This is a genomic window from Pirellula sp. SH-Sr6A (assembly GCF_001610875.1).
In the GTDB taxonomy this organism is placed as follows: Bacteria; Planctomycetota; Planctomycetia; order Pirellulales; family Pirellulaceae; genus JBKCUI01.
In genome coordinates, this window is record NZ_CP011272.1 from 842428 (window position 1) to 864653 (window position 22226).

At 54.3% G+C, this 22226-nt stretch carries 21 protein-coding genes; 13 read left to right on the forward strand and 8 right to left on the reverse strand.

Features of this window, described 5'->3' with window-relative positions; translation table 11 throughout:
* Nucleotides 1–47 precede the first annotated feature (47 nt).
* The 4 genes from VN12_RS03125 to VN12_RS03140 all read left to right on the forward strand — a co-directional run bounded on the left by VN12_RS03125 (nt 48) and on the right by VN12_RS03140 (nt 4016).
* Nucleotides 48–659 carry a DUF447 domain-containing protein gene (locus tag VN12_RS03125; protein WP_146675459.1) on the forward strand — a complete coding sequence of 204 codons (612 nt, stop codon included), beginning with the start codon at nt 48–50 and terminating at the stop codon, nt 657–659.
* A gap of 62 nt (nt 660–721) precedes the next feature.
* Nucleotides 722–2527: an Hsp70 family protein gene (locus VN12_RS03130; protein WP_146675460.1), complete on the forward strand. Its 1806-nt coding sequence runs from the start codon at nt 722–724 to the stop codon at nt 2525–2527.
* A 76-nt stretch (nt 2528–2603) separates the two neighbouring features.
* Nucleotides 2604–3302, forward strand: coding sequence for a phosphate signaling complex protein PhoU (gene phoU, locus VN12_RS03135; protein ID WP_146675461.1), 699 nt, complete (start codon nt 2604–2606; stop codon nt 3300–3302).
* Nucleotides 3303–3326: 24 nt separating this feature from the next.
* Entirely contained in the window at nt 3327–4016 is a 690-nt protein-coding gene (locus VN12_RS03140) for a response regulator (RefSeq protein ID WP_146675462.1), read from the forward strand.
* A 64-nt stretch (nt 4017–4080) separates the two neighbouring features.
* Here the strand turns inward: VN12_RS03140 and VN12_RS03145 are convergent, their stop codons facing one another.
* From VN12_RS03145 to VN12_RS03160, 4 genes are all read right to left on the reverse strand, one after another.
* Entirely contained in the window at nt 4081–4851 is a 771-nt protein-coding gene (locus VN12_RS03145) for a hypothetical protein (RefSeq protein ID WP_168164184.1), read from the reverse strand.
* Between the two features lie 53 nt (nt 4852–4904).
* Nucleotides 4905–5501 (reverse strand): phosphoribosylglycinamide formyltransferase, encoded by a 597-nt coding sequence (gene purN / locus VN12_RS03150; RefSeq protein ID WP_146675464.1) that lies wholly within the window; start codon nt 5499–5501, stop codon nt 4905–4907.
* 78 nt (nt 5502–5579) lie between these two features.
* Complete coding sequence (locus VN12_RS03155; RefSeq protein ID WP_168164185.1) at nt 5580–6104, reverse strand: peroxiredoxin family protein; 525 nt, start codon at nt 6102–6104, stop codon at nt 5580–5582.
* A 94-nt stretch (nt 6105–6198) separates the two neighbouring features.
* A complete protein-coding gene (locus tag VN12_RS03160; protein ID WP_168164186.1) occupies nt 6199–8544 on the reverse strand; it encodes an exo-beta-N-acetylmuramidase NamZ domain-containing protein in 2346 nt (781 codons plus the stop codon).
* Between the two features lie 161 nt (nt 8545–8705).
* Between VN12_RS03160 and murQ the strand changes: the two genes are divergently transcribed.
* Nucleotides 8706–9623, forward strand: coding sequence for an N-acetylmuramic acid 6-phosphate etherase (gene murQ / locus VN12_RS03165; RefSeq protein ID WP_146675467.1), 918 nt, complete (start codon nt 8706–8708; stop codon nt 9621–9623).
* Nucleotides 9624–9648: 25 nt separating this feature from the next.
* On the opposite strand, the gene VN12_RS03170 is transcribed toward murQ, so the two are convergent.
* Together VN12_RS03170 and VN12_RS03175 are read right to left on the reverse strand one after the other, a co-directional pair.
* Nucleotides 9649–11679 carry a hypothetical protein gene (locus VN12_RS03170; protein WP_146675468.1) on the reverse strand — a complete coding sequence of 677 codons (2031 nt, stop codon included), beginning with the start codon at nt 11677–11679 and terminating at the stop codon, nt 9649–9651.
* Between the two features lie 99 nt (nt 11680–11778).
* Entirely contained in the window at nt 11779–12369 is a 591-nt protein-coding gene (locus tag VN12_RS03175; protein WP_146675469.1) for a toprim domain-containing protein, read from the reverse strand.
* A gap of 146 nt (nt 12370–12515) precedes the next feature.
* Between VN12_RS03175 and VN12_RS03180 the strand changes: the two genes are divergently transcribed.
* The 4 genes from VN12_RS03180 to VN12_RS03195 all read left to right on the forward strand — a co-directional run bounded on the left by VN12_RS03180 (nt 12516) and on the right by VN12_RS03195 (nt 17663).
* Nucleotides 12516–13862 carry an amidohydrolase family protein gene (locus tag VN12_RS03180; protein WP_168164187.1) on the forward strand — a complete coding sequence of 449 codons (1347 nt, stop codon included), beginning with the start codon at nt 12516–12518 and terminating at the stop codon, nt 13860–13862.
* Nucleotides 13863–14066: 204 nt separating this feature from the next.
* Nucleotides 14067–15860, forward strand: a complete 1794-nt coding sequence (locus VN12_RS03185; RefSeq protein WP_168164188.1) for a M61 family metallopeptidase — start codon at nt 14067–14069, stop codon at nt 15858–15860.
* 33 nt (nt 15861–15893) lie between these two features.
* Nucleotides 15894–16709 (forward strand): biotin--[acetyl-CoA-carboxylase] ligase, encoded by an 816-nt coding sequence (locus VN12_RS03190; RefSeq protein WP_146675472.1) that lies wholly within the window; start codon nt 15894–15896, stop codon nt 16707–16709.
* A 120-nt stretch (nt 16710–16829) separates the two neighbouring features.
* Nucleotides 16830–17663 (forward strand): YitT family protein, encoded by an 834-nt coding sequence (locus VN12_RS03195; RefSeq protein ID WP_146675473.1) that lies wholly within the window; start codon nt 16830–16832, stop codon nt 17661–17663.
* Between the two features lie 14 nt (nt 17664–17677).
* Here the strand turns inward: VN12_RS03195 and VN12_RS03200 are convergent, their stop codons facing one another.
* Complete coding sequence (locus tag VN12_RS03200; RefSeq protein ID WP_146675474.1) at nt 17678–18382, reverse strand: 7-carboxy-7-deazaguanine synthase QueE; 705 nt, start codon at nt 18380–18382, stop codon at nt 17678–17680.
* A 160-nt stretch (nt 18383–18542) separates the two neighbouring features.
* On the opposite strand from VN12_RS03200, the gene queF reads away from it, so the two are divergent.
* From queF to VN12_RS25635, 4 genes are all read left to right on the forward strand, one after another.
* Entirely contained in the window at nt 18543–18905 is a 363-nt protein-coding gene (queF, locus tag VN12_RS03205) for a preQ(1) synthase (RefSeq protein WP_146675475.1), read from the forward strand.
* 60 nt (nt 18906–18965) lie between these two features.
* Nucleotides 18966–19979, forward strand: coding sequence for a sugar phosphate isomerase/epimerase family protein (locus VN12_RS03210; RefSeq protein ID WP_146675476.1), 1014 nt, complete (start codon nt 18966–18968; stop codon nt 19977–19979).
* A gap of 18 nt (nt 19980–19997) precedes the next feature.
* On the forward strand, nt 19998–20897 hold the full coding sequence (locus tag VN12_RS03215; RefSeq protein ID WP_146675477.1) for an alpha/beta fold hydrolase: 900 nt from the start codon (nt 19998–20000) through the stop codon (nt 20895–20897).
* 436 nt (nt 20898–21333) lie between these two features.
* Nucleotides 21334–21558: a hypothetical protein gene (locus tag VN12_RS25635; RefSeq protein ID WP_168164189.1), complete on the forward strand. Its 225-nt coding sequence runs from the start codon at nt 21334–21336 to the stop codon at nt 21556–21558.
* Nucleotides 21559–21714: 156 nt separating this feature from the next.
* Here the strand turns inward: VN12_RS25635 and tnpA are convergent, their stop codons facing one another.
* Nucleotides 21715–22161 carry an IS200/IS605 family transposase gene (gene tnpA / locus VN12_RS03220; RefSeq protein WP_146675478.1) on the reverse strand — a complete coding sequence of 149 codons (447 nt, stop codon included), beginning with the start codon at nt 22159–22161 and terminating at the stop codon, nt 21715–21717.
* Nucleotides 22162–22226: the final 65 nt, after the last annotated feature.

Here is a 22226-nt window from a genome sequence, read left to right on the forward strand (position 1 = left end):
GGAAAGTGTGGGCTTTGACCCGTCCGGTCCAAAGCTAAACTGGAGCGATGATTATCGAAGGCATTATAACGACAGAAAACGCGGACGGTTCGATGCACGTTGCTCCCATCGGACCACACGTCGATCGCGAGCTTCAGTCTTGGAGTGTCAAACCGTTTCAAACGTCAACAACCTTCCAGAACTTGATTCGCACCAACCGCGCGATATTCCATGTGACGGATGATGCATTGCTCATGGCTGCGTCGGTCTTAGGGATCGGCAATACTCCCAGCCCAGAAGTATTGCCACCTACACGGCAACAGCATTGGTCGGATCGGATCCAACAGCGTCGCGCATCAAAATGGGTGCACGAGAAAGGCTGGGTGCTCGAGCAAGCGTGCCGTGCCTTCGCACTTCGAGCGGAACGATGGGATGTGTCGGCTCCCCGCGCCCATGCCGATTGTTCCGTGGTGCATTCCTGGGAACTGCGCCCTTTTTGGGGATGGAATCGGGCGAAGCATAGCATCCTCGAACTGGCGATCCTGGTCAGTCGCCGACAGTGGTTGCCCCCGAACGAATGGCAATCGGAATGCGACCGTCATCGCGTCTTCATCGATAAGACAGCCGGGGAGGAAGAGCATGAGGCGTTGGAGTTGCTGCAAGAGGCGATGTCGACATAATGGCCACCGGGCAATTTGACTACCGGGCAATTTGACTATACCACCCCATAAGGTCCTACGGCATGGCAGCACAGTTTTGCATTGGAATCGATCTTGGAACGACCAACTCTGTCGTTGCGTTCGCCCCCCTGGATGAACCCGATGCGATGGTGGCAGTCCTCCCCATCCCGCAAGTCGTCGCACCAGGAACGGTGGAACGTCGACTCTCACTCCCGTCGTTTCTTCTACGCACACGCGGACCGATTGACGAGTCGCTCCAAATATCGGGCTTTCGATCCCCGTTTGGTGTGGTGGGCGAATACGCTCGCCGCATTGCGAGCGAACAACCAGACCATTGCGTTGCTGCGGCAAAAAGTTGGCTCTGTCACCGAGACGTCGATCGCAACGCACCCCTACTACCTTGGGGATCGGAGGATCCCGATTCCAAAATCTCGCCCGTCGATGCGACGACGGCGTATCTCACCCATTTGATCGATGCGTGGCATCTCCAATTCCCCGACGCTCCTTTCCAAGACCAACACATCGTTCTGACAGTCCCCGCTTCCTTTGACCTCGACGCTCGCGAACTGACCAAAATGGCGGCCCTCGCAGCCGGATTCCCTGAAGCGTTTGTATTCCTCGAAGAGCCTCAAGCGGCCCTTTACAATTGGATTCTTGCCCATGGAAACCAGTGGAGAAAACAACTAAGGAAGCATGACACACTTCTCGTTTGCGACGTGGGAGGCGGAACAACCGACTTGACATTGGTCGAAGTCGTCGAGGAGGCAGGAGAACTTCAATTGAAGCGAGTGGCAGTCGGCAATCACTTGCTCGTAGGCGGGGACAACATGGACCTAACGCTTGCTCATGTGGCCTCGCAACTGTTCGCAGCTAAAGGTACGAAACTAAACGCATGGCAATCCATTTCGCTATGGCATTCGTGCCGACTAGCGAAAGAGGCGCTCCTCAAACCGAATGCACCAGCCAGTTTCCCACTCAATGTTCTTGGTCGTGGCAGCAAACTGATCGGGGGAACCGTTTCGATCGATCTGGAGCGCTCGATCGTCGAGGCCACACTCGTCGACGGCTTCTTTCCAAAAGTCGGCAAAGGAGAACGCGCCCTCCAAGACACCGATACGGGTTTTCAGGAAATTGGCCTCCCTTTCGAACCGGACTCCGCCATCACACGCCACATCGCAAGCTTTCTCGACGACCACCTTCGAAATTCCGATCAACAATCGGTCTCTCACCTTCTGTTCAACGGGGGCGTTTTCAACTCCGAGGCATTCCGCCAACGATTGATTGAAACCATCCGTAGCTGGCAATCCGATTCCAACGACTCGTCGGGTACGGACTCGCTCCAAGGTCCGCAGGTTCTCGGTGGAATCGAGGAACTGGACCAAGCCGTCGCTTGCGGGGCAGCATACTATGGATGGGCCAAATCACACGGCGGGATTCGAATCCGCGGAGGAACCGCTAGGAGCTATTACATCGGGATCGAATCGTCCGGCCCCGCTATCCCCGGAATGCCTCGACCTCTTCATGCCCTGTGCGTCGTTCCGCAAGGAATGGAAGAGGGGACCGAATGCGATATCCAAAGCAAAGAGGTCGGGCTCCGCACGGGACGCAAAGCGCGTTTCCGATTTTTCTCCAGCACATCACGCTCCGAGGACCGCCCCGGAACACTTCTTCGACATTGGGATGACGAGGAGTTGCTCGAAACATCGCCCATGGAAACCGAATTGCCGGCATCCGAAACCCAAGGCCTCGTGCCTGTCCGATTTCACGCCAAAGTAACCGAACTCGGAACATTGGAACTCGCGTGCAAAAGCACTCGAAATCCAGACGCCTGGAAATTAGAAATCCGCGTCCGCGACGAAGCAGAATAGAATACGCTCTTCATCTTATCTTCATCATTTCTTCATCTTGAGTCGCTACGATCTCGCCCATTGAAAGCAATCGCATATGTCACTCCACCTCAGCCAAGACCTCAACGAAGCCCACAACTCGCTCCTTCGACTCTCCGGCAGCGTAGAAGAGATGATTGGCAAGTCGGTCCAATCGCTCGTCGAACGCCGCGGTTCGCTGGCCGCCGAAGTCATCGAGCACGATAACGAGATCGATCGCGTGGAAGTACGCATCGAGGAGGAGTGCCTCAAGATGCTCGCACTACACCAACCGGTTGCGGCCGATCTTCGCCGCATCACGACCATGATGAAGATCAACAACGATCTGGAGCGGATTGCCGACTTGGCATGCAATATCGCGCAGCGCGCAGACAGCCTCTGCGCATTTCCCGAATTCCCGATTCCTGCTGGGATCGAACAAATGGCCTCGATGACGAACTCCATGGTGCGTCGTAGTCTCGACGCATTCGTCAATCGCGATATCGATGCGGCCTATCGAGTCATCCTGGAGGATGAAAAAGTCGACGCAAAGAATGTCGAAGTGATCGATGTTCTCAACACCTTGATGTCATCCGACAGGGGATTGATCGCGGCAGCGATGCACTGCTTCTCGGCTTCACGTCACCTGGAACAGATCGCAGACCATGCGGTCAGTATCGCCGAAGACATTATTTACATGGTCAACGGCGTCATCGTCCGTCACCGTCAATTTTCCATCCATTCTGGAATCTCCCCGAACTCCGGAAGCGGGTCGTAGCTCCCCCACTCTTTTGGAAGACTTATGCCAAGAACGAAAGTACTGGTTGTTGAAGACGATCGAGCTCTCTCCGAAGTTCTTCTCTACAACCTCGACAAAGCTGGCTACGAAGTCTTCAAAGCGTTCGACGGTCGAGATGGATTGAATCAAGCCCAACTCAGACTCCCAGACGTTATCCTGTTGGACGTGATGCTACCGGTGATCGATGGAGTCGAAGTCTGCCGCAGACTTCGCGCCAATCCCGAAACGGCCAAACTCAATGTCATCCTGCTAACGGCCAAATCCGAGGAAAGCGATCAACTCATCGGCTTCTCCGTAGGCGCGGATGACTATGTGACCAAACCTTTCAGCGTGCGTGTCCTTCTCGAACGGATCAAATCGCTGCTGCGTCGCAAATCCCTCGCCCTCCTGGATGACAACGACATCGTCACGCGTCGAGGCATCACGCTCGATCGCCGCAAATACCGAGCTACTGTGGATGAGCAGCCTGTCGAATTAACGAAAAGCGAATTTCGACTGCTCGACACGTTGATGAGGCAGCCAGGCCGCGCCTTCGAACGCTGCGAACTTATCGACTCCGCACTCGGCGAAGACACTCTCGTTTTGGAACGGACCATCGATGTCCACATAAGAGCCATTCGCAAGAAAGTAGGCGAAAAAGCCAACGCTATCGAGACAGTACGCGGTGTCGGCTATCGATTCCAAGACGACTGACGTTCGACTGTCGCCCTGGCATGGTCCGCCGTTGAACTCCCTATCTTTTGGACGCTGGGTCCTATCAACGCTCCTGCCATGATTCTCGGTAATGCATTTCCAGTTTGGATACCGGGATGCTATTCCCCCACGTCTCCAACTCTCCAGCCGCGTACGTGCGAAACGTTTTGAGGTTCGCTTCCTGAAGCCATCGTCCCGTATACAAATTCTGAAAAAACTCTCCTCGGGAATCGATATTTCTATTGCCCTGCACGCTTCGATCATCCAATTGATCGTATGCAAGCTGAATTATCTTCTCGATGTCAGCGATGCGCTCGACGCTGGATCGATTGATCTCCTCGCGGATCTGTTTATCGGTCGGTGCAGCGGATTGTTCCCAACGGAATTCGTACGACGTTGTCGCACCCAATACACCGTCGACAATAGCTCGCACGCGAGGATCAGTACTGACTGCCAAGTGATCCATTTCGTGCTTTATCAAGCGACTTGACCAAGGATCCGGTGGAGAGAAGTCGGACTCAACATGAATAACGTGAGTAATCCGAAATTTGGGTCGTTGGTACATCACGCGTATGCGTGCCAGCTGAGTCCCTTCCTGCTCTTCCACTTCTACGATCGTATAGGTATACCGATAGCCGATTTGAAGCTTGAATTCCGTCGCCCCAACTTTATCCTTCTGCAGCAAAAGCGCATCGCTCGCTTGTATGGAAACATTGCCCGCCTGGATCAGTCGAACATACTCTCCCGGCGCCATGGAAAGCCACTTGGAACGATCGATCGGCGATTGCCCCAACGCGACGCCAGTCACAGCGACCCAACCCCAAAAGAACAACACGCGGCAAAATGGGATGCCGTTCAAAAAACGGAGGTGAGGGCGCGCACACGAACTCATCCGCTATAGCCCCACTTTGTTGCCAAGATCCGTATCGCCTCCGGCAAGGCCTCGCGTTCTACCCCAAAGACTCGCTTCTGCAACGACTCGGCGGTGTCGTCCTCGAGGACTTCGCATGCCCTCTGGAGCAAAATCGGCCCGTGATCATATTCATTATCGACAAAATGCACGGTACATCCTGTGATCCGAACTCCAAAATCGATCGCTGCCTGATGAACCTTCAGCCCATACATACCTTGCCCGCAAAACGAAGGAATCAAAGATGGATGGATATTGATCACACGATTCTCGAAGTCGGACGGTATCAACACATGCTGCAAATACCCCCCCATCACCACCAACTGGGAACCGCTTTCTCGAATCGGTGCAAATACTTGTTCGGAATGCTTTTCTGGTGACTGGCCCTTCCGTTTGGATACGACTCGAGCAGGTATCCCTGCGTCGCTAGCAAACTTCAATCCCCCAGCATCCGCACGCGAACTGATAACCAGTCGAAACTCGACGGGCAATCGATTCTGTTGTTGCAGATCGATCAAGTTTTTAAGGGTGGTTCCCCCGCCAGAAATGAGGACAGCAATCGGTAGAGAGGTCATTAGGACTTTGAGTGGAAGTGATAAGTGTTTGGATTCAAACTGCAGGAAAACTTACGAATAAGTGAAGTGATGGCGATCTCACTGTTCCGCAACGGCTGCGGCAAGGGGACCGTCCAAATCCAAGGGAGGTCCGATCCATTCGATCAAGCCTTGCTTCCCAACAACAAATGCAACCGGAATGGCAATTTGCCCTGAAGCCATCATATAGTCCGTATCGACGGAGCCATCGGTATCCGATCCGAGATTGTATGCCTTCGCCACGTCGCCAAGCCGGAAGGTACGTCCATCCGAACGTTGAATCTCCCGCTCTAAGAAGGGCTTAACGAGCTCAGGTGGTTCGGTCGTGATGCCTATCACGCGAACCCCCGATGACTGATACTTCGTCTGCAAATCCGCCAGATGGGGAATCGTCTGAAAGCAAGGCCCGCAGGTCGTGGACCAAAACTCTACTACATACACCCTTCCCGGTTCGAAAACGGTATCCACCGGCAGTCGCCCCATTCCGTCGGTTAGCCAGTGCTCCACTTGCAATCGAGGTGCACGGCCCCCTACAGCGAGGAGAGGACGGGCGGGTACCTCGGGCGACGGGACCGGATTGGGCATATGATTGTCACATCCGAGCGTGCAAAATAAACCCACGATACCTATTGCGATTCGAGAAGGTCTGACGCGTTGCGATGAAACTGTCATACGGGCACTATCGATACAACAAAAAGGCTTCGCGACGCTTCAAGAACTCGGACATTCCATCCAGGTAAATCTTTTCCATCTCTTCCCAATCCTTTCCATCCAGAATCGCTTGCTCCATCGCTTTGTTACCGAGAAGCCGATTCAGACTCTTTGTTTCCCAGTCTTTCGGGTGCAGTTTTCGGAGCTGAACGGCGATCATCAAGCCCGTTTGGACCGGCTGAAACGCACTTCGATCGATAACATCGATCTGAATGCCTTGGCAGAGCTCTTTCGCAAATTTGCTGCTGTCCGGGGTAAACTCAACTGGCAAAAAAACGACGCCAGGCAAACCGACGCGATTGAGTTCCGCGGCTAATTCAGATGCTCGCATCCAAGGTGCACCGATCCATTCGAACGGTGTATCGGTCCCTCTACCGACAGAGATATTGGTCGTCTCCAACAATCCAATTCCGGGATACAACAACGCTTGGTTCAAGGAACGCATATTGGGAGAAGGGTTGATCCAAGGAATCCCAGTGGATTCGTAATACATGGACCGTTCCCATCCCTCGCAAGGCACCACCACCAGATCCAATTCTAAATTCAATTCCGCTTTCAACATCTTTGCGATTTCGCCCACGGACATGCCATGCCGAACAGGGAGCTTGTGGTACGCGACAAACGATTCCAGCTTGTCGTCCAACATCGGCCCAGCGACATCGACACCGTTGATCGGATTGGGGCGATCCAGTACGACAAATCGCTTCTTGTTTTCCGAAGCTGCCCGCATCGCCTCCCCCATGGTGGAGATGTAAGTATAAAACCTTGCGCCGATGTCTTGAATGTCGAACACAAGAGTATCGACTGACTCGAGCATCGCAGGAGTGGGACGCCTCGTCTCACCATACAGACTATAAATCTTCAATCCCGTCGATGCGTCCTGACTGTCACCCACTTTAGAGATGTCGAGTTTTCCCTCGAATCCATGCTCAGGCGAAAACAAGGAGGCCAATTGAAAATTCTTCGCCTCCGCAAAAAGTTTGACAATGCCCACTTTGCTCCGCGTCCTCGCGGTGTGGTTCGTAATCAATCCCACTTTTCGCCCATCTAAGGCGCGAAACCCATCCCGCTCCAAGCAATCGAGGCCGCTCAAGACATGCTGGTCCTTCGAGATCCTAGTCGCGCGAGCCAAGTCCGATGCAACCACATTGAGCAGTTTTCCTGAAAGCGGATTAACCAGCCCCTTCCCATCCGGATGAACGCGATTGCTTAAGAAAACAAAGAACAGGTCTTGGGCTGGATCAATCCAAAGTACTGTACCCGTGAAACCACCATGACCAATCGCATCCGAACTCAGCAGATTCCCCTTGTTCGTCGAGAATCCCGTCTGCTTATCCCACGACAGACCTCGTATGCCGCCTGGCACAGGAACACCACGTCCCATCAACCGAAGCGTGCCAGGCGCGAAGACTTGCTGGACGCTTCCATCCCTTCGCGTCGCTCGCCCGCTATTGAGAACCATCTGTGCGTATTGACTGATATCCTCGGCAGTTGAAAAAAGGCCCGCATGGCCGGCGATGCCCCCCAACTCGTACGCGCGAGGATCATGCACCTCACCTTGGATCCAAACTTCGTTTCGCTTTTCCGTCGGTGCAGCTCTCTGTTTAAGCGGCTCCGGGGGAAGGAACCCGGATTCTTGCATCCCGCACGGTTCGAAGACTTCGGATCGGACGAATTGATTCAAATCTTTACCACTTAGCTTCTCGACAACCTTCCCGAGAACAATGAAGTTCACATCGGAGTATTTGAAGGCCGTCCCAACGGGTGCGGTCAGAGGCAGATCGCAAATCTTCTGCCAAGCCACCTCCGGGCCACTTTTATAATCGGCGAGCGCATTGTCTGGGATCAGACCACTTCGGTGCACCAAAAGGTCCAGAATGGTAATCTCGTCTTTGTCCTTCACTCCAAAATCGGGAAAGAAGTCCACCACTTTGTCTTGAGGTCTCAGTTTCCCCTGTTCGATCAACTTCATTATGCTCGAGCCGGTTGCAACAGGTTTGGTAATCGACGCCATATCGAACACCGTATCCACGGTCATCGGCTCGGGAGTAGGTTCCGTCCGCTTGTTACCGTAAGCGTGAAGGAAAAACAACCCTTTCGAGTCTCCGACGCCGATCACGCAGCCAGGCATTTTCTTGTCTGCGATAGCGATAGCCACGAGTTCTTCCACGCGTTTTGTAGCGGACTCGGATAACTGACGCGTTTCGGTTGCGAAGACGGCACGGGCAGGGAGCGTCCATCCGGTCACGCTGGCGAGCGTGATCGCAACCCAACAGAAAAGGGGGAGTTGAATCCGTTTATGTCTGGTTTGCATTGGAATTGAATGAGTGAAAGGTCTGAGTTGCGGAATCGACGATTCCCAGGTTGAATGGCTTCTGATAGTCTGGCCCCATCCTGCAGCGGAACGATCATTGCGATACCATGTGCGTCGCGGCATCTATGATAGACCAATTTGGTTTTTAATGGGATTCTACAATGGAAATCGGCCACCTTACCACGGAACAAACCAATCCCGCTTCGATCGCCATCGACACCCTCTCCAGTTTGGAAATTGTCCAACTGATGAATCAGGAAGATCGCCGTTGCGCCGAGGCCGTCGAGAAAGAATCTGCCGCGATCGCCAAGGCGGTTGACTTGATCGCCGATCGAATGAAGCGAGGTGGTAGGCTGTTCTATATCGGGGCTGGAACGTCGGGCAGGCTCGGTGTGCTCGATGCTTCCGAATGTCCTCCGACATTCAATACACGCCCTGAGCAAGTCGTCGGGATTATCGCCGGGGGCTCCACGGCATTGACAACCGCAGTCGAAGGCGCGGAGGACGATGAAAACGCGGCTGCCGCGGATCTACAGAAACATCACTTCGATTCCGGGGATGTTCTGGTTGGGATCGCAACGAGCGGCCGCACACCCTATGTCGTGGGTGGTCTGCAGTACGCTCGATCGCTCGGGGCGATATGCATCGGATTCACTTGCAATCCCGAATCGGCGTTGGAGCGACATTGCGATTTCGTCATCGCCCCAGTCGTCGGTCCCGAAGTCATCAGCGGATCGACACGATTGAAATCGGGCACGGCTACGAAAATGGTTCTCAACATGCTCACAACCGGCACCATGATCCGCCTCGGCAAAACGTATGGGAACTGGATGGTCGACCTCAGAGCGACCAATATCAAACTCAAGGCGCGGAGCATTCGGATCGTTTCAGCCCTAACACAGCTTGATTCCCATGCAGCTTCCATTCTGCTCGATCGGTGCAACGGTGAAGTGAAAGTGGCGATCGTTGCCAGCCAATGCAATGCTCCACCCGACAGAGCCCGGGAACTTCTTCGCCAGGCAGATGGCTCTCTACGACGTGCTTTGCAACTTGGGAGCAGCGAATCGGCGAACCCCTAGCCACTCTCCCGCAGAGGCTCGGCCTTTAAGCGGCTCGCCTGTCATCTTGTTGACGCCGCAATCGCTTGCGTTCGGCTTTGCTCATCGGTCTCGCACCGGAGTCGTCCTCGTCGTCGTAGTCACGTGTGCTTGGTACAGCAGCCCCCGTTTTGACCGGTGTCGGTCCCGAGTTTGGTTTTGGAGAAGTGGACGGAGGCAAGTCGCGAACGGACTCGTCGTCATTCCTAGCCTTCGGCGGTTTCAACGCCAGGCCATCGAACATACCGAGCCACGATTTCTTTTCTTTGGGCTCAGCGCGGCCCTCTGCCTTCTCTTTCCGGCGCAGTGACTTGTTCGGTGCATCAGCTTCCACGGATCCTGGATCCTCACTTCGGTTCCGCCGAAACAGACCGCCGCGAGCTGGCTGGTTATGGTCTTGGCTTTCTCCCGATTCTTTGGCTCCCGATTTGCGAAGCGAAACCTTGGGGATCGATGGTAGAGTTGGCAGCCACTTTCGCTTGGCAGGTGCACCGGATGTTTCGCCGTCGCCTCCCCCATGACCTCGATCCTCGGGATGAGACGTCGGTCCCTTTCGGCCCCACCATGATCCCCTCTTCTTCGAAAGAGGCTCAGCATTCGGATCGTCTCGATGGCCATTATCTCGACTGGCATTGTCGCGTTCAGCCCTGTTCGCGCGCTTGGCTTCTTTCCCGGAACGCCTCGCTTCTCGGTCCGCCCGTTTGTTGCCACCGATCCCGAACCAGCCAGATGTTTTCGTAATTCCGGTGTCGACCTCTCCCCCGTCATCTTCGGCAATCGGTTCGTATTCAAGCTCTTCGTTTCGAACCTGGCGATTGGGGATCCAACCAAACAATCTGCGCCCTTGCGGAGCACTTTCCATTTCGCTCGAGGCGGATCGTTCCTGACCTTCATCTTCGGCCAGATCTTCTTGTCCATCATCACGTCGACGACGCCAGAATTTCCAACTGCGGCGAGATGGCACGTCTTGCTCGACGTCTGGATCGGGTAACTCGGCTTGCGGTTTCTTCCTTCGCTTGGTGGATACGACTTCGGATTCGCCCGCTTCGACTGTCTCATCTCTTTGGCGACGGGGTAGCTTGAGCGCCGGTACCTTCCATCGTATTGGACCAAGCTCGCAGCCTTGGCGTTGGAGAAATCGCTTTTGCGCTTGAATGTAGGTCGTGCGCAAATACATGGCTGCCGATTGAAACACAGCCAGGATGCCCCCTAACCAGAGGCCACCCACCAGCAAATCGAGCTGCTGAGGCGGCATAGCGACTTTCAAAAGCCCTGTCCCTAACAACGCAGAAACCGCCCAAGCAATCAAGCCAAATATCCAACTCGTCACACTGCTCGGCACACTTCGCAACTCGCTGCTCAATCGAATGCCGAGAACACCGATCAACGATGCAAAGGACGCGAGAACCAACGGCCACCCACCATACCCAATCTCCTTGCGCGCCCATCCATCCATGCTCATACCGATCAGTTGAAGGACCGATGTCGAAGCATCGAAGCTGGAGAACAACGCCGCCAACGCTATGAACACCCAAATGCGATACTTCGCCCGATAGTCATCTAGCTTGTGACGGCGGAGATTGAAAATCATCCAGCTCGCCAGCGAAGTCAAAAGCCAAAGCTGGCTGGTGAGCCAATGCGCAATTCCATGCGGGGAACGGAGATGAAACAAATACCCGATCGGGAGATTCGTCAATGCGGCCGTTGCAGGTGCCGAAATCGACGTGTGGATCCAATAGTGCGTGAAAAGCAACAGTCCATACACGAGCCACAGCCCGGTCAAGAGAATCGCTACGGTTCCTCTGCGAACGGGAATGAACTGCACCAGCCGCTGCTGACACGCGGATCGGACCGCTTGGCTATACCCGGGATCGCGATAGGTGCGATCGTAATTCTCGTCCTCGTTGTCGTCCGCTGAACGCGACTTCGCCCGCCGACGCGCTCGGACGTTCTCAACTGCAAGCTCCGTATCTTGAGCCAGCGAATCGAGCATCACTCGTCGTCGACGATCCTGGCGATGATTTCGAGACAGCGGCATACGCAATCACTCGAAGGGAATAAGGACGCAGCATATCGCGCGACCGGAAAGGAAGATGGACAGTCCCATCGATTCGAATCTCAAAACGACAGCAATTTGTCAAGATCGATTCCATCCGAGCGTTGCGTCCTCCGGTGTTAACACCACTTTCTTTCGACGTGACGAATGCAAGCAATAGTTTTCCAGCAAGTCGGCTGGAAGGGCCGCCGTTCCGCGGACCTTGGCAATGCGGACTTGGCCCGGAAGCCGCGTCGTTCGCAGCTGATTGGCCATCCGCTCCGCCCCCGCCTCGGTGAACGCGTAATGACAAAGCGTATCGCCATGGACTCTTATTTCGAAACGAGGCAACATCAGTTGGAAGATATGCCCCCCTCGCAACCAATCTGGCATGAACTGGTGAAAAAACCAAAGGAGTAACAAACTGCAATGCATCCCATCCGCGTCGGGATCCATCACCATGCCGATTTGATCATAGCGTTTCCCAATCGCTCGATTGACTTCTTCCCACCCCTCGCTGATCTCCAAGACAATTCCTTGCAAAAACGGATTCGACTGAACTGCCAAAGTTGAAAGACCTTTCACATTCGGTGGCTTGCCCTGCAAACACAATATCGACGTCCCCTGGGGAAGTGGGCAGCGTCGGATTGCATTGGCCGCCGATTCGCCTTCGACAATGAGCAATTCGCGCATCTTTCCGTTCCCTCAATTCTGCCCGTGCCATCATTTGCGTCTGTGGTCACTTCGTAGCGCCGCATTGCGGATCTCGTATGGATCCATTATGAACAGCCGACTGCGATTCGACACCCTCCATGTTATTGACGAAAGCGAATAAGCGAATGTCCACCATCGCGATTCATGCGGACTGGATCTTCTCGTTGACCTCGACTCCAATACCCAATGGATGGCTCGTCGCTCACGAAGGAGTCATTGAGTTTCTCGGCCGGGAACTCCCACCCCGCTTTCAATCGGTCCCTATCCGGAAACTCCCTAACACGGCACTCCTTCCAGGACTCATCAACGCGCACTGCCATCTTGAATTCAGCGACATGGCAAATCCGATCGAATTCCACGGTTCCTTCATCGCATGGATTCAGTCGGTCGTAAGACACCGGGCACAAGCGAACGGGGAAGAATCCATCGAACGTCGACGAATGGCGGTAGCCCGCGGAATCGAGGAAAGCTATCGGTCCGGAACGCGCATCCTGTTCGATACGATCACGGCTCCTTGGTCGCCCGACTGGATTCAATCGCCTTCGATACCACAAGAATTAGCCAGCTCTCCCGAGGTGGGGATTCTCCGCCATGCCTTGACCGGCCTCTCGAGGTTCTATGTCGTCCCCATTCCGGAAACCCTCGATATCCATCAATCAAGGGGAGATGAAACGATTGCGTTTGCACGACGCGTTCATGAACAAATGGGTGAGCCTAAAAATCGGCAATCGAGTCCAACTTCCTCGTCATCCATTATGCCTCGATTGGCGATCTCTCCGCACGCCCCCTACACGGCATCGCGGAACTTGGTCCGAAATTGGACCGCATGGTCGCAATCCAATCATGGCCTCGTTTCCATGCACCTTGCGGAGTCGCGGGAAGAAATGGAATGGCTTGCCGAACGCGCCGAACCGATCGAATCAGCGCTTGGGCGCTTTCGTGATCAAGCTTTCGCGCGTCAATCCTCGACGATGCAGGACTATGTGGACGCGATGCTCGAGGCTTGGCTCGGAATCATCGCGCATGGTAATTACCTCGACGAGTCACTCCTCACGAACCTCTCTGCCCATAGAAACCATGTCGCGATCGCTCATTGCCCTCGCACCTACCGGCACTTCCATCCGGACCGGTCTACTCAGAATTACCCGTTGGCGGAACGATTGCGAAGGGGTGTAAGACATCTTGTGGGAACCGACTCGCGTGCATCCAACCCCGACCTCTCCGTTTGGAGTGAAATGCAGACGATGCTGAATTACCCAGGAATTTCAGGCGAAGAAATCATCGCGATGGCAACCAGGGAACCGGCTGATCTTCTAGGTCTCGCCGATTTCGGGACCCTCGCGGTGGGCAACCGTTCCCTCTGCACGGCCATCCCGCTCAGCGGGACGCTGGAGCAAGAAGATATCTACCGTTCGCTCTTAACCGTGGGAAAGTCCGCCGTTCCACTCGAATCCATGATTGTGGAATCGTAATTGCCATTGCTCTCTCAAACGCCTCACCCTATTCACCGAGGGCATGGATACCGGCTGCATTTATACCGATGGCAATTATACTGAGCGTGCCTCTCGTTAGCTCCCAATCAACGAAACGACTCTGAGATGCTCGGTCCACGAATTGCCAACTTTTTGCCTCTTACACTTCTGTTCCTGCTCACGCACTCAAGCGTTGCTGAAACTATGCCAGAAAAAAACTTGGCCCCCGTCCAATATCGCGTCTCCTTTCGACAAGCTGAGAATCATCGCTGCGACGTCGAAGTCACCGTGCCGGCGGAGGGGGCGGACTCCATCGAACTGATGATGCCGGTTTGGACGCCCGGTAGCTATTTGGTTCGCGAGTACGCACGCCAAATCGAGACGATCCAAGCTCGCGATGGCGTGACAAACCATCCCTTGGTAATGGAGAAATCGACGAAGAACCGTTGGGTTGTCACCACCAAAGGGGTTTCCGAAGTTGCGGTGCGTTATTCGCTCTACTGCCGAGAACTCGGGGTCCGGACGAATTGGATTGAACGCGACTTCGCATTCCTTACCGGTGCGGCTACGTTTCTCACCCCCGTCGATCGTTTGGATCGAAAACACTTGGTTCGAATCGAATCGCTCCCTCATTGGCCGAACGTCGCAACCAGCCTTGCCAAAGTGGATGAAGACGTTTGGACTCGCGTGGCAGAGAGTTTTGATGAACTCGTCGATAGCCCCATCCTCATCGGGGATATCGACATCCAATCGTTTGAAGCGGGAGGGGCAAAGCACCATCTGGCCACAATCGGTACCGACGGCCTTTGGAACACCGCGAAGGCAGCGGAAGACGTCAAGAAGATCGTTGAAACCGAACAAGCCTTTTGGGGAGTCGTCCCCTATCGCGAGTATTGGTTTCTCAACTTGGCCACCGAGTCAGGGGGAGGATTGGAACATGACAACAGCACCGTCCTCATGACCAGCCGCTGGGCCATGAAGCAAAAAGCAAAGTACACCGATTGGCTAGGGCTCGTCTCCCACGAATTCTTCCATACCTGGAATGTCCGCCGACTTCGCCCAAAAGTCCTTATGAAATATGACTTCGAAGGTGAACAATACACACGCGAGCTGTGGGTCGCCGAAGGGGTGACCAGCTATTACGATGACTTGCTTCTAGCAAGAAGCGGACTTTGCAGCCCGAAAGATTACTTGGAACGCATTAGCAAAGGGATATCGGGCGTTCAATCGGCGCCAGGCCGATTGATCCAGCCGCTCAGCGAAAGCAGCTTTGACACTTGGATCAAGTTCTACCGTCCTGACGAAAATGCCATTAACAGCCGCGTCAGCTACTACACCAAAGGAAGTATCGTCGCCATGCTCCTCGATGCCGAGATTCGATCGGCGACCCAAAATCAAAAGTCGCTCGACGACGTGATGCGAATGCTCTGGAAAGAACACCTGCAGTCTGGCTACACGACCGCGGACGTTTTGCGAGCGGCAAATGCTACCAGCGGGAAGGATCTCTCGGAGTGGTTTCACCGATCGATTGAAACCACGGAGGAACCAGACTTTACGACCTTCTTGAGCTGGTATGGCCTAGAATGGAAAGCCAAGGAATCAGCAGAAGCGAAAGACAAACCGCTACCTCCTTTCCATGGTATGGATGTGAGCAATCAACAGGGAAAAGCAATCGTTGACAAAGTGGCAAAAGATAGCCCCGCCGCGCAAGCGGGCATCAATGTAGGAGATGAACTCCTGGCTATCGATGGCTATCGCGTCGGTGCGGAAAACCTGACCGAGCGAGTGTCGCTCTACGAAGCCGGAACCATTGTAGAATGCACAATGGCCCGACGCGGAAAACTGCTGCCGATCAAGCTCAAGCTCGGCGTTCAACCGGCGCAAAGCTGGACGCTGCAGCGCGTCGCGAAGCCAACCGATGAGCAGGAATCCCATTGGAAAGATTGGCTACGAATCCGAGAGCCCGTTCAAGTCGTTGCTCCTGACAAACAGCCATAATTCGCTTTTCATTCTTACTTGACTAGGGATTTCATGGACGCGATTTCCTCCGTCCGCCGAGCCAGCGCTCTGGCGGATATCGAAGCGATGAACTGGTTTACCAGTATTCGATGGCTCGCGGAAACCGAATCGACCAATAAACAGTTGGCGGAGGAACTGCGAAACGCGTCCATTATGCCACCTGCCATTCTGGTCGCGGACCGGCAGACGGGGGGCGTAGGGCGAGGAGGCAATCGATGGTTTTCTCCCGACGGTTGCTTGATGTTCTCCATGGCAATTCCATTCGATCCGAAAGCATCTTCCCTTCTTCCGCTCGAGGTGGGAATGGTGATCGCTCGGACCATTGCACCTGGATGTTTTTCAAGGCCGCAGGTCAAGTGGCCGAACGATGTCTACATCGACGGCCGCAAGCTTTGTGGCGTTTTGATCGATGTCATTCAGAGTTCGTCGGTGGCAATCGTCGGCGTCGGGATCAATTGCTCGGTTTCGTTCGAATCGGCTCCTGAGCCGATTCGGCAGACTGCGATCAGTCTCCACCAATGCCGACCGAATCGCCTCGCCTCCGACACATCCCCCGAATCGATCCTAACCCAATTTTTATCGGCGTGGAGCGAATGGGAGATGAACCGAGCCGAGAACCAAACGCTCTTATTAGATCTATGGCCCGAATGGAGCCTGCTGGATCGCATGTGGGTGACGGTGGAAAACGCTGTCACCCTCTCGAATCACACCCATATCGAGGGGCTGTGTCTCGGTATCGACGGCTCGGGTGCGTTGAAGATTGCAGAGCCCAGCGGAAGAGTCATTTCGGTCATTGCCGGAACTGTCGCGTCGTTTCGAAGCCTTTGACGGCCTCGACGGCACGTCCCTAGCAATTCCATACCGTTGCCAACGAACTCAACTGTCCATCGATGCTTTTTTGTCGGTATCATGGCTCGATTCTGAACTCTTATTTCATCCATCATCACTATGAAGCTTGCAAAAAACCTGCTCCTTCTCCTCTTAGGCACTTTGATTTCAGACTGGGGAATCGCAAGCTTCTTGTTGCCCAATCAGTTCATCGATGGCGGAGTCACAGGTATTTCCATGCTCCTCGCCAACTTCGTGGGTTTGCCATTGGCGTTCTGGCTGGTGATTGTAAATCTGCCCTTCGTCATCATCGGCTACCGTCACATCAGCCGAGAGTTCACCATCAAGACCGCAGTGGCGATCGTCGCGGCAGCATTATGGCTCCTCATCATCCCCTTTCCCGTATTGACCAACGATCTGCTATTGGCCTCGGTCTTTGGAGGTATCTTCGTCGGTGCAGGAGTTGGTTTAGCTATGCGAGGAGGCGGAGTTACCGACGGAACGGAAATCTTGGCACTCATTCTCAGCAAACGGATGGCGGCCACGGTCGGCGAAGTGATTTTGATTTTGAACGTCGCGATTTTTCTGGCGGCGGCTCTTTTTGTAGGAACGGAACCCGCACTTTACTCGGTGTTAACTTATTTTGCGGCGTCAAAAACGATCGACTTCCTGCTGCACGGTATTGAGTCGTACAACGGCGTCATGATTGTATCGAGCCAAAGTGAAAAGGTGAGAGCCATGATCCTGTCCCAGTTGGGACGTGGTGTCACCATTTTGAAGGGGATCGGAGGCTACACAGCGACCGAACAAAACATCCTCTACTGCGTGGTGACACGATTAGAACTCACCCGATTACGGAACATCGTGAAGGAAGTCGACTCCCAAGCCTTCATCGTGATCGAGCCGGTCCACGAAGTCATCGGCGGTGTGATCAAACAACGCAACTACCCCTGAGGCAACTCCTCGTCTCACGTCCCTCGTGTATTGCCGAACCAATAGATATGCTGTCTGTCGCAATAACGAACCCCATGCGTTCGGCACCAGCTAGGCAACCAAGTGCTATGAAGTTGCAGTTCTTCTGCAGTGGTCCCCCGCGGCATCATCATCACGCGGTCCCGATCCCATGCGTGCAGTTCACCTAAATACTCAAGCACTTCTTCGGCATCCAAGATGGATCCCACCACAAACTTGAGTTGGTAGTCAGCTTGTCGATTCAGACTGGATTCCATTAGGCTTTCGACAACCTGCGGGGCATGCCGTCTCAGGTCGTGGTTGCGAACCCATTCATCGCTCGCCATGCCGATCGGCGTGGAGTTGCTCAGTTTGGGGCTGATAGACCAGAGATCGCAATCCCAGTCGCGATCGACAGTTCCAGCTGTCTCAATCGTTACGTGCTTTCGTCTCGCCTTGCAACTCTGCACCACTTCTCCAATTTCGTCGAAGATCGCCGGCTCGCCTCCGGTGATGACGACATGATCACAGGGAAACGCATCGACCCGATCGAGGATGCTGGAAACCGAAAGGGTGTCCCCCTCGGGCTCCCACGATGCGTAGCGTGTGTCGCAGAACCAACATCGCAGATTGCAGCCGCTCGTCCGGACAAAGACGCTCGGGGTTCCCGAGAGCTTTCCCTCGCCCTGGATGCTATGAAAAATCTCCGAAATCCTGACCACTTCAATACGACCTGATCGAGAGGGGAACGCCGGAAGATGCCCAAGCCTATCAAGCAACTAGCGGGGATAGATATTTCCGACGGGAAAGGGAATTAGCCCTGTTAAGTCCCCTCCAATTTAGCAGAATATCTGCATCCATTCACCACCAGGAGTTGAGACAGTGCCAGGAACCCCTTTTCAAGACGAACTTGAGTGCTTTGACAATTCTTTTCCGGATCGCGATTACCTTATCGAGATCGTTTGCCCAGAGTTTACGTCGATGTGCCCCAAAACGGGACAACCCGATTTCGGCGTTTTGACCTTCCGCTATGTCCCTGATCAAAAGTGCGTCGAACTCAAGAGTTTGAAGCTCTACCTGCAAAAGTTCCGCAACGAAGGTATCTTCTACGAGAACATCACCAATCGCATCCTCGATGACTTTGTCAACGTCGTCCAACCGCGAACCGTCACCCTCGAAAGCAAGTGGGGTCCGCGAGGTGGCATCAGCTCGATCATCACCGTCACACACAATCAAAAAGCCTAACGCTAGGTTTCCCTCCTCCCTGGTTCCGCCTCCATCCTCCCTTGCTCAAAGTACTCAGCGATGAAACCGATCCTCCTCAGCGGATTTGCCGACGAAGCCGCCAACGACAAGACCGTCGAACAACAGTTCTGCGCCTTCGCCGCCATGGGCCTCAAGTACTTCACGCTCCGTTTCATCGACGCCGGTGAAGGCATCCAAAACGTCATGATGCTATCCCCGGCATCGATCGAAAAGGTTATTGCAAAGCAGCAGGAGTACGGGCTTCAGGTCTCCTCGATCGGCTCCCCGATCGGCAAAGTGAAATTGCTCGATGTCGACGATGGAACCAGCAACCGATTCGTTCCCTTCGCCGAGTACTTGGAGAAAGATGTCCAACGCGCTTGCGATTTGGCGAACCAATTCGGTACCAAACTGATTCGTGGTTTCTCGTTCTACCATCCTCGTGGCACAGATCCAGAACGCCATCTCACGCAGGCCATCGACCAACTTGGGGCGATCGCCTCGCAATGTGACAAGCACGGTCTCACCTTCGGCCTCGAAGTCGAAGCGAACTTGATCGGCCAGTCGGGCCGACTACTGCAAAAGATCTACGAAGGGGTTCACCACCCTGCCATGGTTCTCATTTTCGATGGCGCCAATTTGGTTTGCCAAGGAATGTCGACCGATCAAGTCTTCGAAGAATACTTGGCCATGAAAGATGGGCTCGGGTGGGTCCACATCAAAGACTACTGCCGCCCCGCAGAAAAGACGGATCACGTCGACGAAGAGTCCCTCGCTGCATTTGTTCCAGCCGATGAAGGGGACTCGGGGCACGAAGCGATCCTGCGAGACATCAAGCGGTCACACACCGAAATCGAAGCCCGTTTGGCACAACGCGGGATTCCCGGCTTGTTCTTCGACTTGGAGCCCCACGTCAAAGGTGGCGGTCAGTTCGGCGGCTTCAGCGGCCCAGACGGATTCGGCATCGCACTCCGCGCGTTTTGCAAGGTCTTGGACTACGTGCAAGTTCCTTACTCGCTCCGAACGTACGAAGATATCCGGTCGACGCGAGTCAAACACGCGACACCCACGTAACGAAGAATCCATTCAAGCATGTCGCATCCTGATTGGCGATCGGAGTACCCGTTCGTATCCCACTGGCTGACGCTACCGGATGGGATGCGTATGCACTATCTGGACGAAGGCCCGGATACGAAGAGGCATGCGGCCGAGAACGGGTCTACCATCCTTGCAGTCCACGGCAATCCGACTTGGTCGTTCTATTACCGCTCCATCGCATCGCGATTTCGCGAGAGCAACCGAGTCCTGGCAATCGATCATATCGGTTGTGGATGGAGCGATAAACCGCAGGATTACCCGTACACCTTATCCCAACACACATCCAATCTCGTGCAGTTCCTCGACAGACTGGATCTGCAGGATTTGGTCTTAGTCGTTCACGATTGGGGTGGAGCGATTGGCCTTGGTGCCGCCGTGCAGCGGCCAGATCGGTTCGCCAAGATCTTGATCCTGAACACGGCAGCATTCCCTCCCCCTTACATACCTTTCCGTATCGCCGCATGCAGATGGCCTTGGATTGGAACTGCCGCGATGCGATACGGAAATCTATTCGCACGAGCGGCCACTTGGATGGCAATCGATCGATTGCCGCGGCTTGCTCCTGCCACCCGTGCTGGCCTTTTAGCACCGTACGATTCTTATAAGAATCGCGTGGCGATCGATCGGTTTGTTCATGACATACCGATGCACCCAAGCCATCCGACGTATGCGGTATTGAAAAAGCTGGAACAAGAACTGCAGGTATTGGCCGACAAACCAATTCATTTCGTCTGGGGAATGAAAGATTGGTGTTTCGTTCCTGGGTGCATGACGCGATTGCTGCGAGCATTTCCCCTAGCGACCCGAACCGAATTAAGCGATGTGGGGCATTACGTTATGGAAGAAGCCCCCGACGAAGTCGAAGATGCCCTTCGACAATTGCTTGCCAGATAGGCCCCGTCTTCGTCACCAATTCCGTATCCACTACCCCCTGCGCCCCGCATGCTCGCCCACTGCCAGCCCAGCATGGGTCTCAATTAGAGACTATCCGAAAACCTTCGGAAACCGCGTCTATTCCCAGAGCGGTTCATGGTTTTCGGATAGGCGCATAGTCGCAGAAATTATGGTTCGAAGCCCGCGCAGCATGGCGCCAATCGCACTTGAGACCACATGATCTTACCCCGCGAATGGGCCCAACTCCCCCGCAGGGCAGATTTGCTTCCACCTTCATTCCGACAAGAGCCACCATAGCTCTGGTCCCGATAGTGACGACTTGGTCTAGTCCCGGCAGGGACGCCTGGTTTAGTCCCGCTAGGGACGGCATAAAATAGCACAGCCCTTTAGGGCTGGGACGATGCGCCCGATACGCCAGTCCCGGTAGGGACGAAAGATGGTTTTCCAAGCCCGCGTAAACTTCTCGTCCGAAGGCAATCTTCAATTCGGCCGGTACGTCGAGAAGACGCTTAACCATCGATCGACCATTCTACTTATCCCCGTGATGCGAACCGATCACGCTCAAACGTTCTTTCGTCCCTACCGGGACTTCGAACATGGGTGGTACCCCAACCCAGCCTTGAAAGGCTGGGCTATTCTATGCCGTCCCTACCGGGACTAAAACCACTCGTCCCCCGCCCTACACCACCTGCTACTCCCCACTCACTACTCTCCACTCCCCACTCACTACTCTCCACTCTCCACTCTCCACTCTCCACTCACTTCTCACTTCTCACTTCTCACTTCTCACTTCTCGCCACTCGCCACTCGCCACTCGCTACTCAAGCATCCATTCTTCAAAATCCATTCCGTGCTTCTTGAGAATGGCTTCAAATTCTTGCCTGAAAGAAACTCGTTTGTGATGACTGGCTTGATTTTTGATATACGCAATGGTGTCATCGACACCCGAGATTCCAATGCTAAAAGCGCCGTAGCCTTCTTGCCACGCAAATCCCTGGAGATGAGGAAACGATTCGTGCAACCATTTGGAGGAATTGCCTTTCAGGATCTGTAATGCCTTGGCGATTGGAACGGTCGATGGAAGTGAGAGGAGAATATGAACATGGTCTTCGACTCCTCCCACTTGAATCGCTTTCATTTTGGATTCGCGCGCGACGCCACCCAAGTACGGCCAAAGCTGGTTGGCAATATCCGCAGAAAGCCAGGGAGTTCGATCCTTCGTGGCAAACACAACATGTAGAAGACAACTGATGTAAGAGTGCATGAATGGGCGTTCTCGTTCTTCCAGCGTTCAAGCCGGAATTCGGGGTGAAATTGCAGCCGATCCTT

What these genes read in the sequence shown, in the direction of transcription:
- VN12_RS03210 (WP_146675476.1), top strand. Translation starts at nt 18,966, where the DNA reads ATGAAACCGATCCTCCTCAGCGGATTTGCCGACGAAGCCGCCAACGAC.
- VN12_RS03125 (WP_146675459.1), top strand. Translation starts at nt 48, where the DNA reads ATGATTATCGAAGGCATTATAACGACAGAAAACGCGGACGGTTCGATG.
- purN (WP_146675464.1), bottom strand. Translation starts at nt 5,501, where the DNA reads ATGACCTCTCTACCGATTGCTGTCCTCATTTCTGGCGGGGGAACCACC.
- phoU (WP_146675461.1), top strand. Translation starts at nt 2,604, where the DNA reads ATGTCACTCCACCTCAGCCAAGACCTCAACGAAGCCCACAACTCGCTC.
- VN12_RS03155 (WP_168164185.1), bottom strand. Translation starts at nt 6,104, where the DNA reads ATGCCCAATCCGGTCCCGTCGCCCGAGGTACCCGCCCGTCCTCTCCTC.
- VN12_RS03190 (WP_146675472.1), top strand. Translation starts at nt 15,894, where the DNA reads ATGGACGCGATTTCCTCCGTCCGCCGAGCCAGCGCTCTGGCGGATATC.
- murQ (WP_146675467.1), top strand. Translation starts at nt 8,706, where the DNA reads ATGGAAATCGGCCACCTTACCACGGAACAAACCAATCCCGCTTCGATC.
- VN12_RS03180 (WP_168164187.1), top strand. Translation starts at nt 12,516, where the DNA reads ATGTCCACCATCGCGATTCATGCGGACTGGATCTTCTCGTTGACCTCG.
- VN12_RS03130 (WP_146675460.1), top strand. Translation starts at nt 722, where the DNA reads ATGGCAGCACAGTTTTGCATTGGAATCGATCTTGGAACGACCAACTCT.
- VN12_RS03140 (WP_146675462.1), top strand. Translation starts at nt 3,327, where the DNA reads ATGCCAAGAACGAAAGTACTGGTTGTTGAAGACGATCGAGCTCTCTCC.
- VN12_RS25635 (WP_168164189.1), top strand. Translation starts at nt 21,334, where the DNA reads ATGGTTTTCCAAGCCCGCGTAAACTTCTCGTCCGAAGGCAATCTTCAA.
- VN12_RS03195 (WP_146675473.1), top strand. Translation starts at nt 16,830, where the DNA reads ATGAAGCTTGCAAAAAACCTGCTCCTTCTCCTCTTAGGCACTTTGATT.
- VN12_RS03160 (WP_168164186.1), bottom strand. Translation starts at nt 8,544, where the DNA reads ATGCAAACCAGACATAAACGGATTCAACTCCCCCTTTTCTGTTGGGTT.
- tnpA (WP_146675478.1), bottom strand. Translation starts at nt 22,161, where the DNA reads ATGCACTCTTACATCAGTTGTCTTCTACATGTTGTGTTTGCCACGAAG.
- VN12_RS03185 (WP_168164188.1), top strand. Translation starts at nt 14,067, where the DNA reads ATGCCAGAAAAAAACTTGGCCCCCGTCCAATATCGCGTCTCCTTTCGA.
- VN12_RS03215 (WP_146675477.1), top strand. Translation starts at nt 19,998, where the DNA reads ATGTCGCATCCTGATTGGCGATCGGAGTACCCGTTCGTATCCCACTGG.
- VN12_RS03175 (WP_146675469.1), bottom strand. Translation starts at nt 12,369, where the DNA reads ATGCGCGAATTGCTCATTGTCGAAGGCGAATCGGCGGCCAATGCAATC.
- VN12_RS03170 (WP_146675468.1), bottom strand. Translation starts at nt 11,679, where the DNA reads ATGCCGCTGTCTCGAAATCATCGCCAGGATCGTCGACGACGAGTGATG.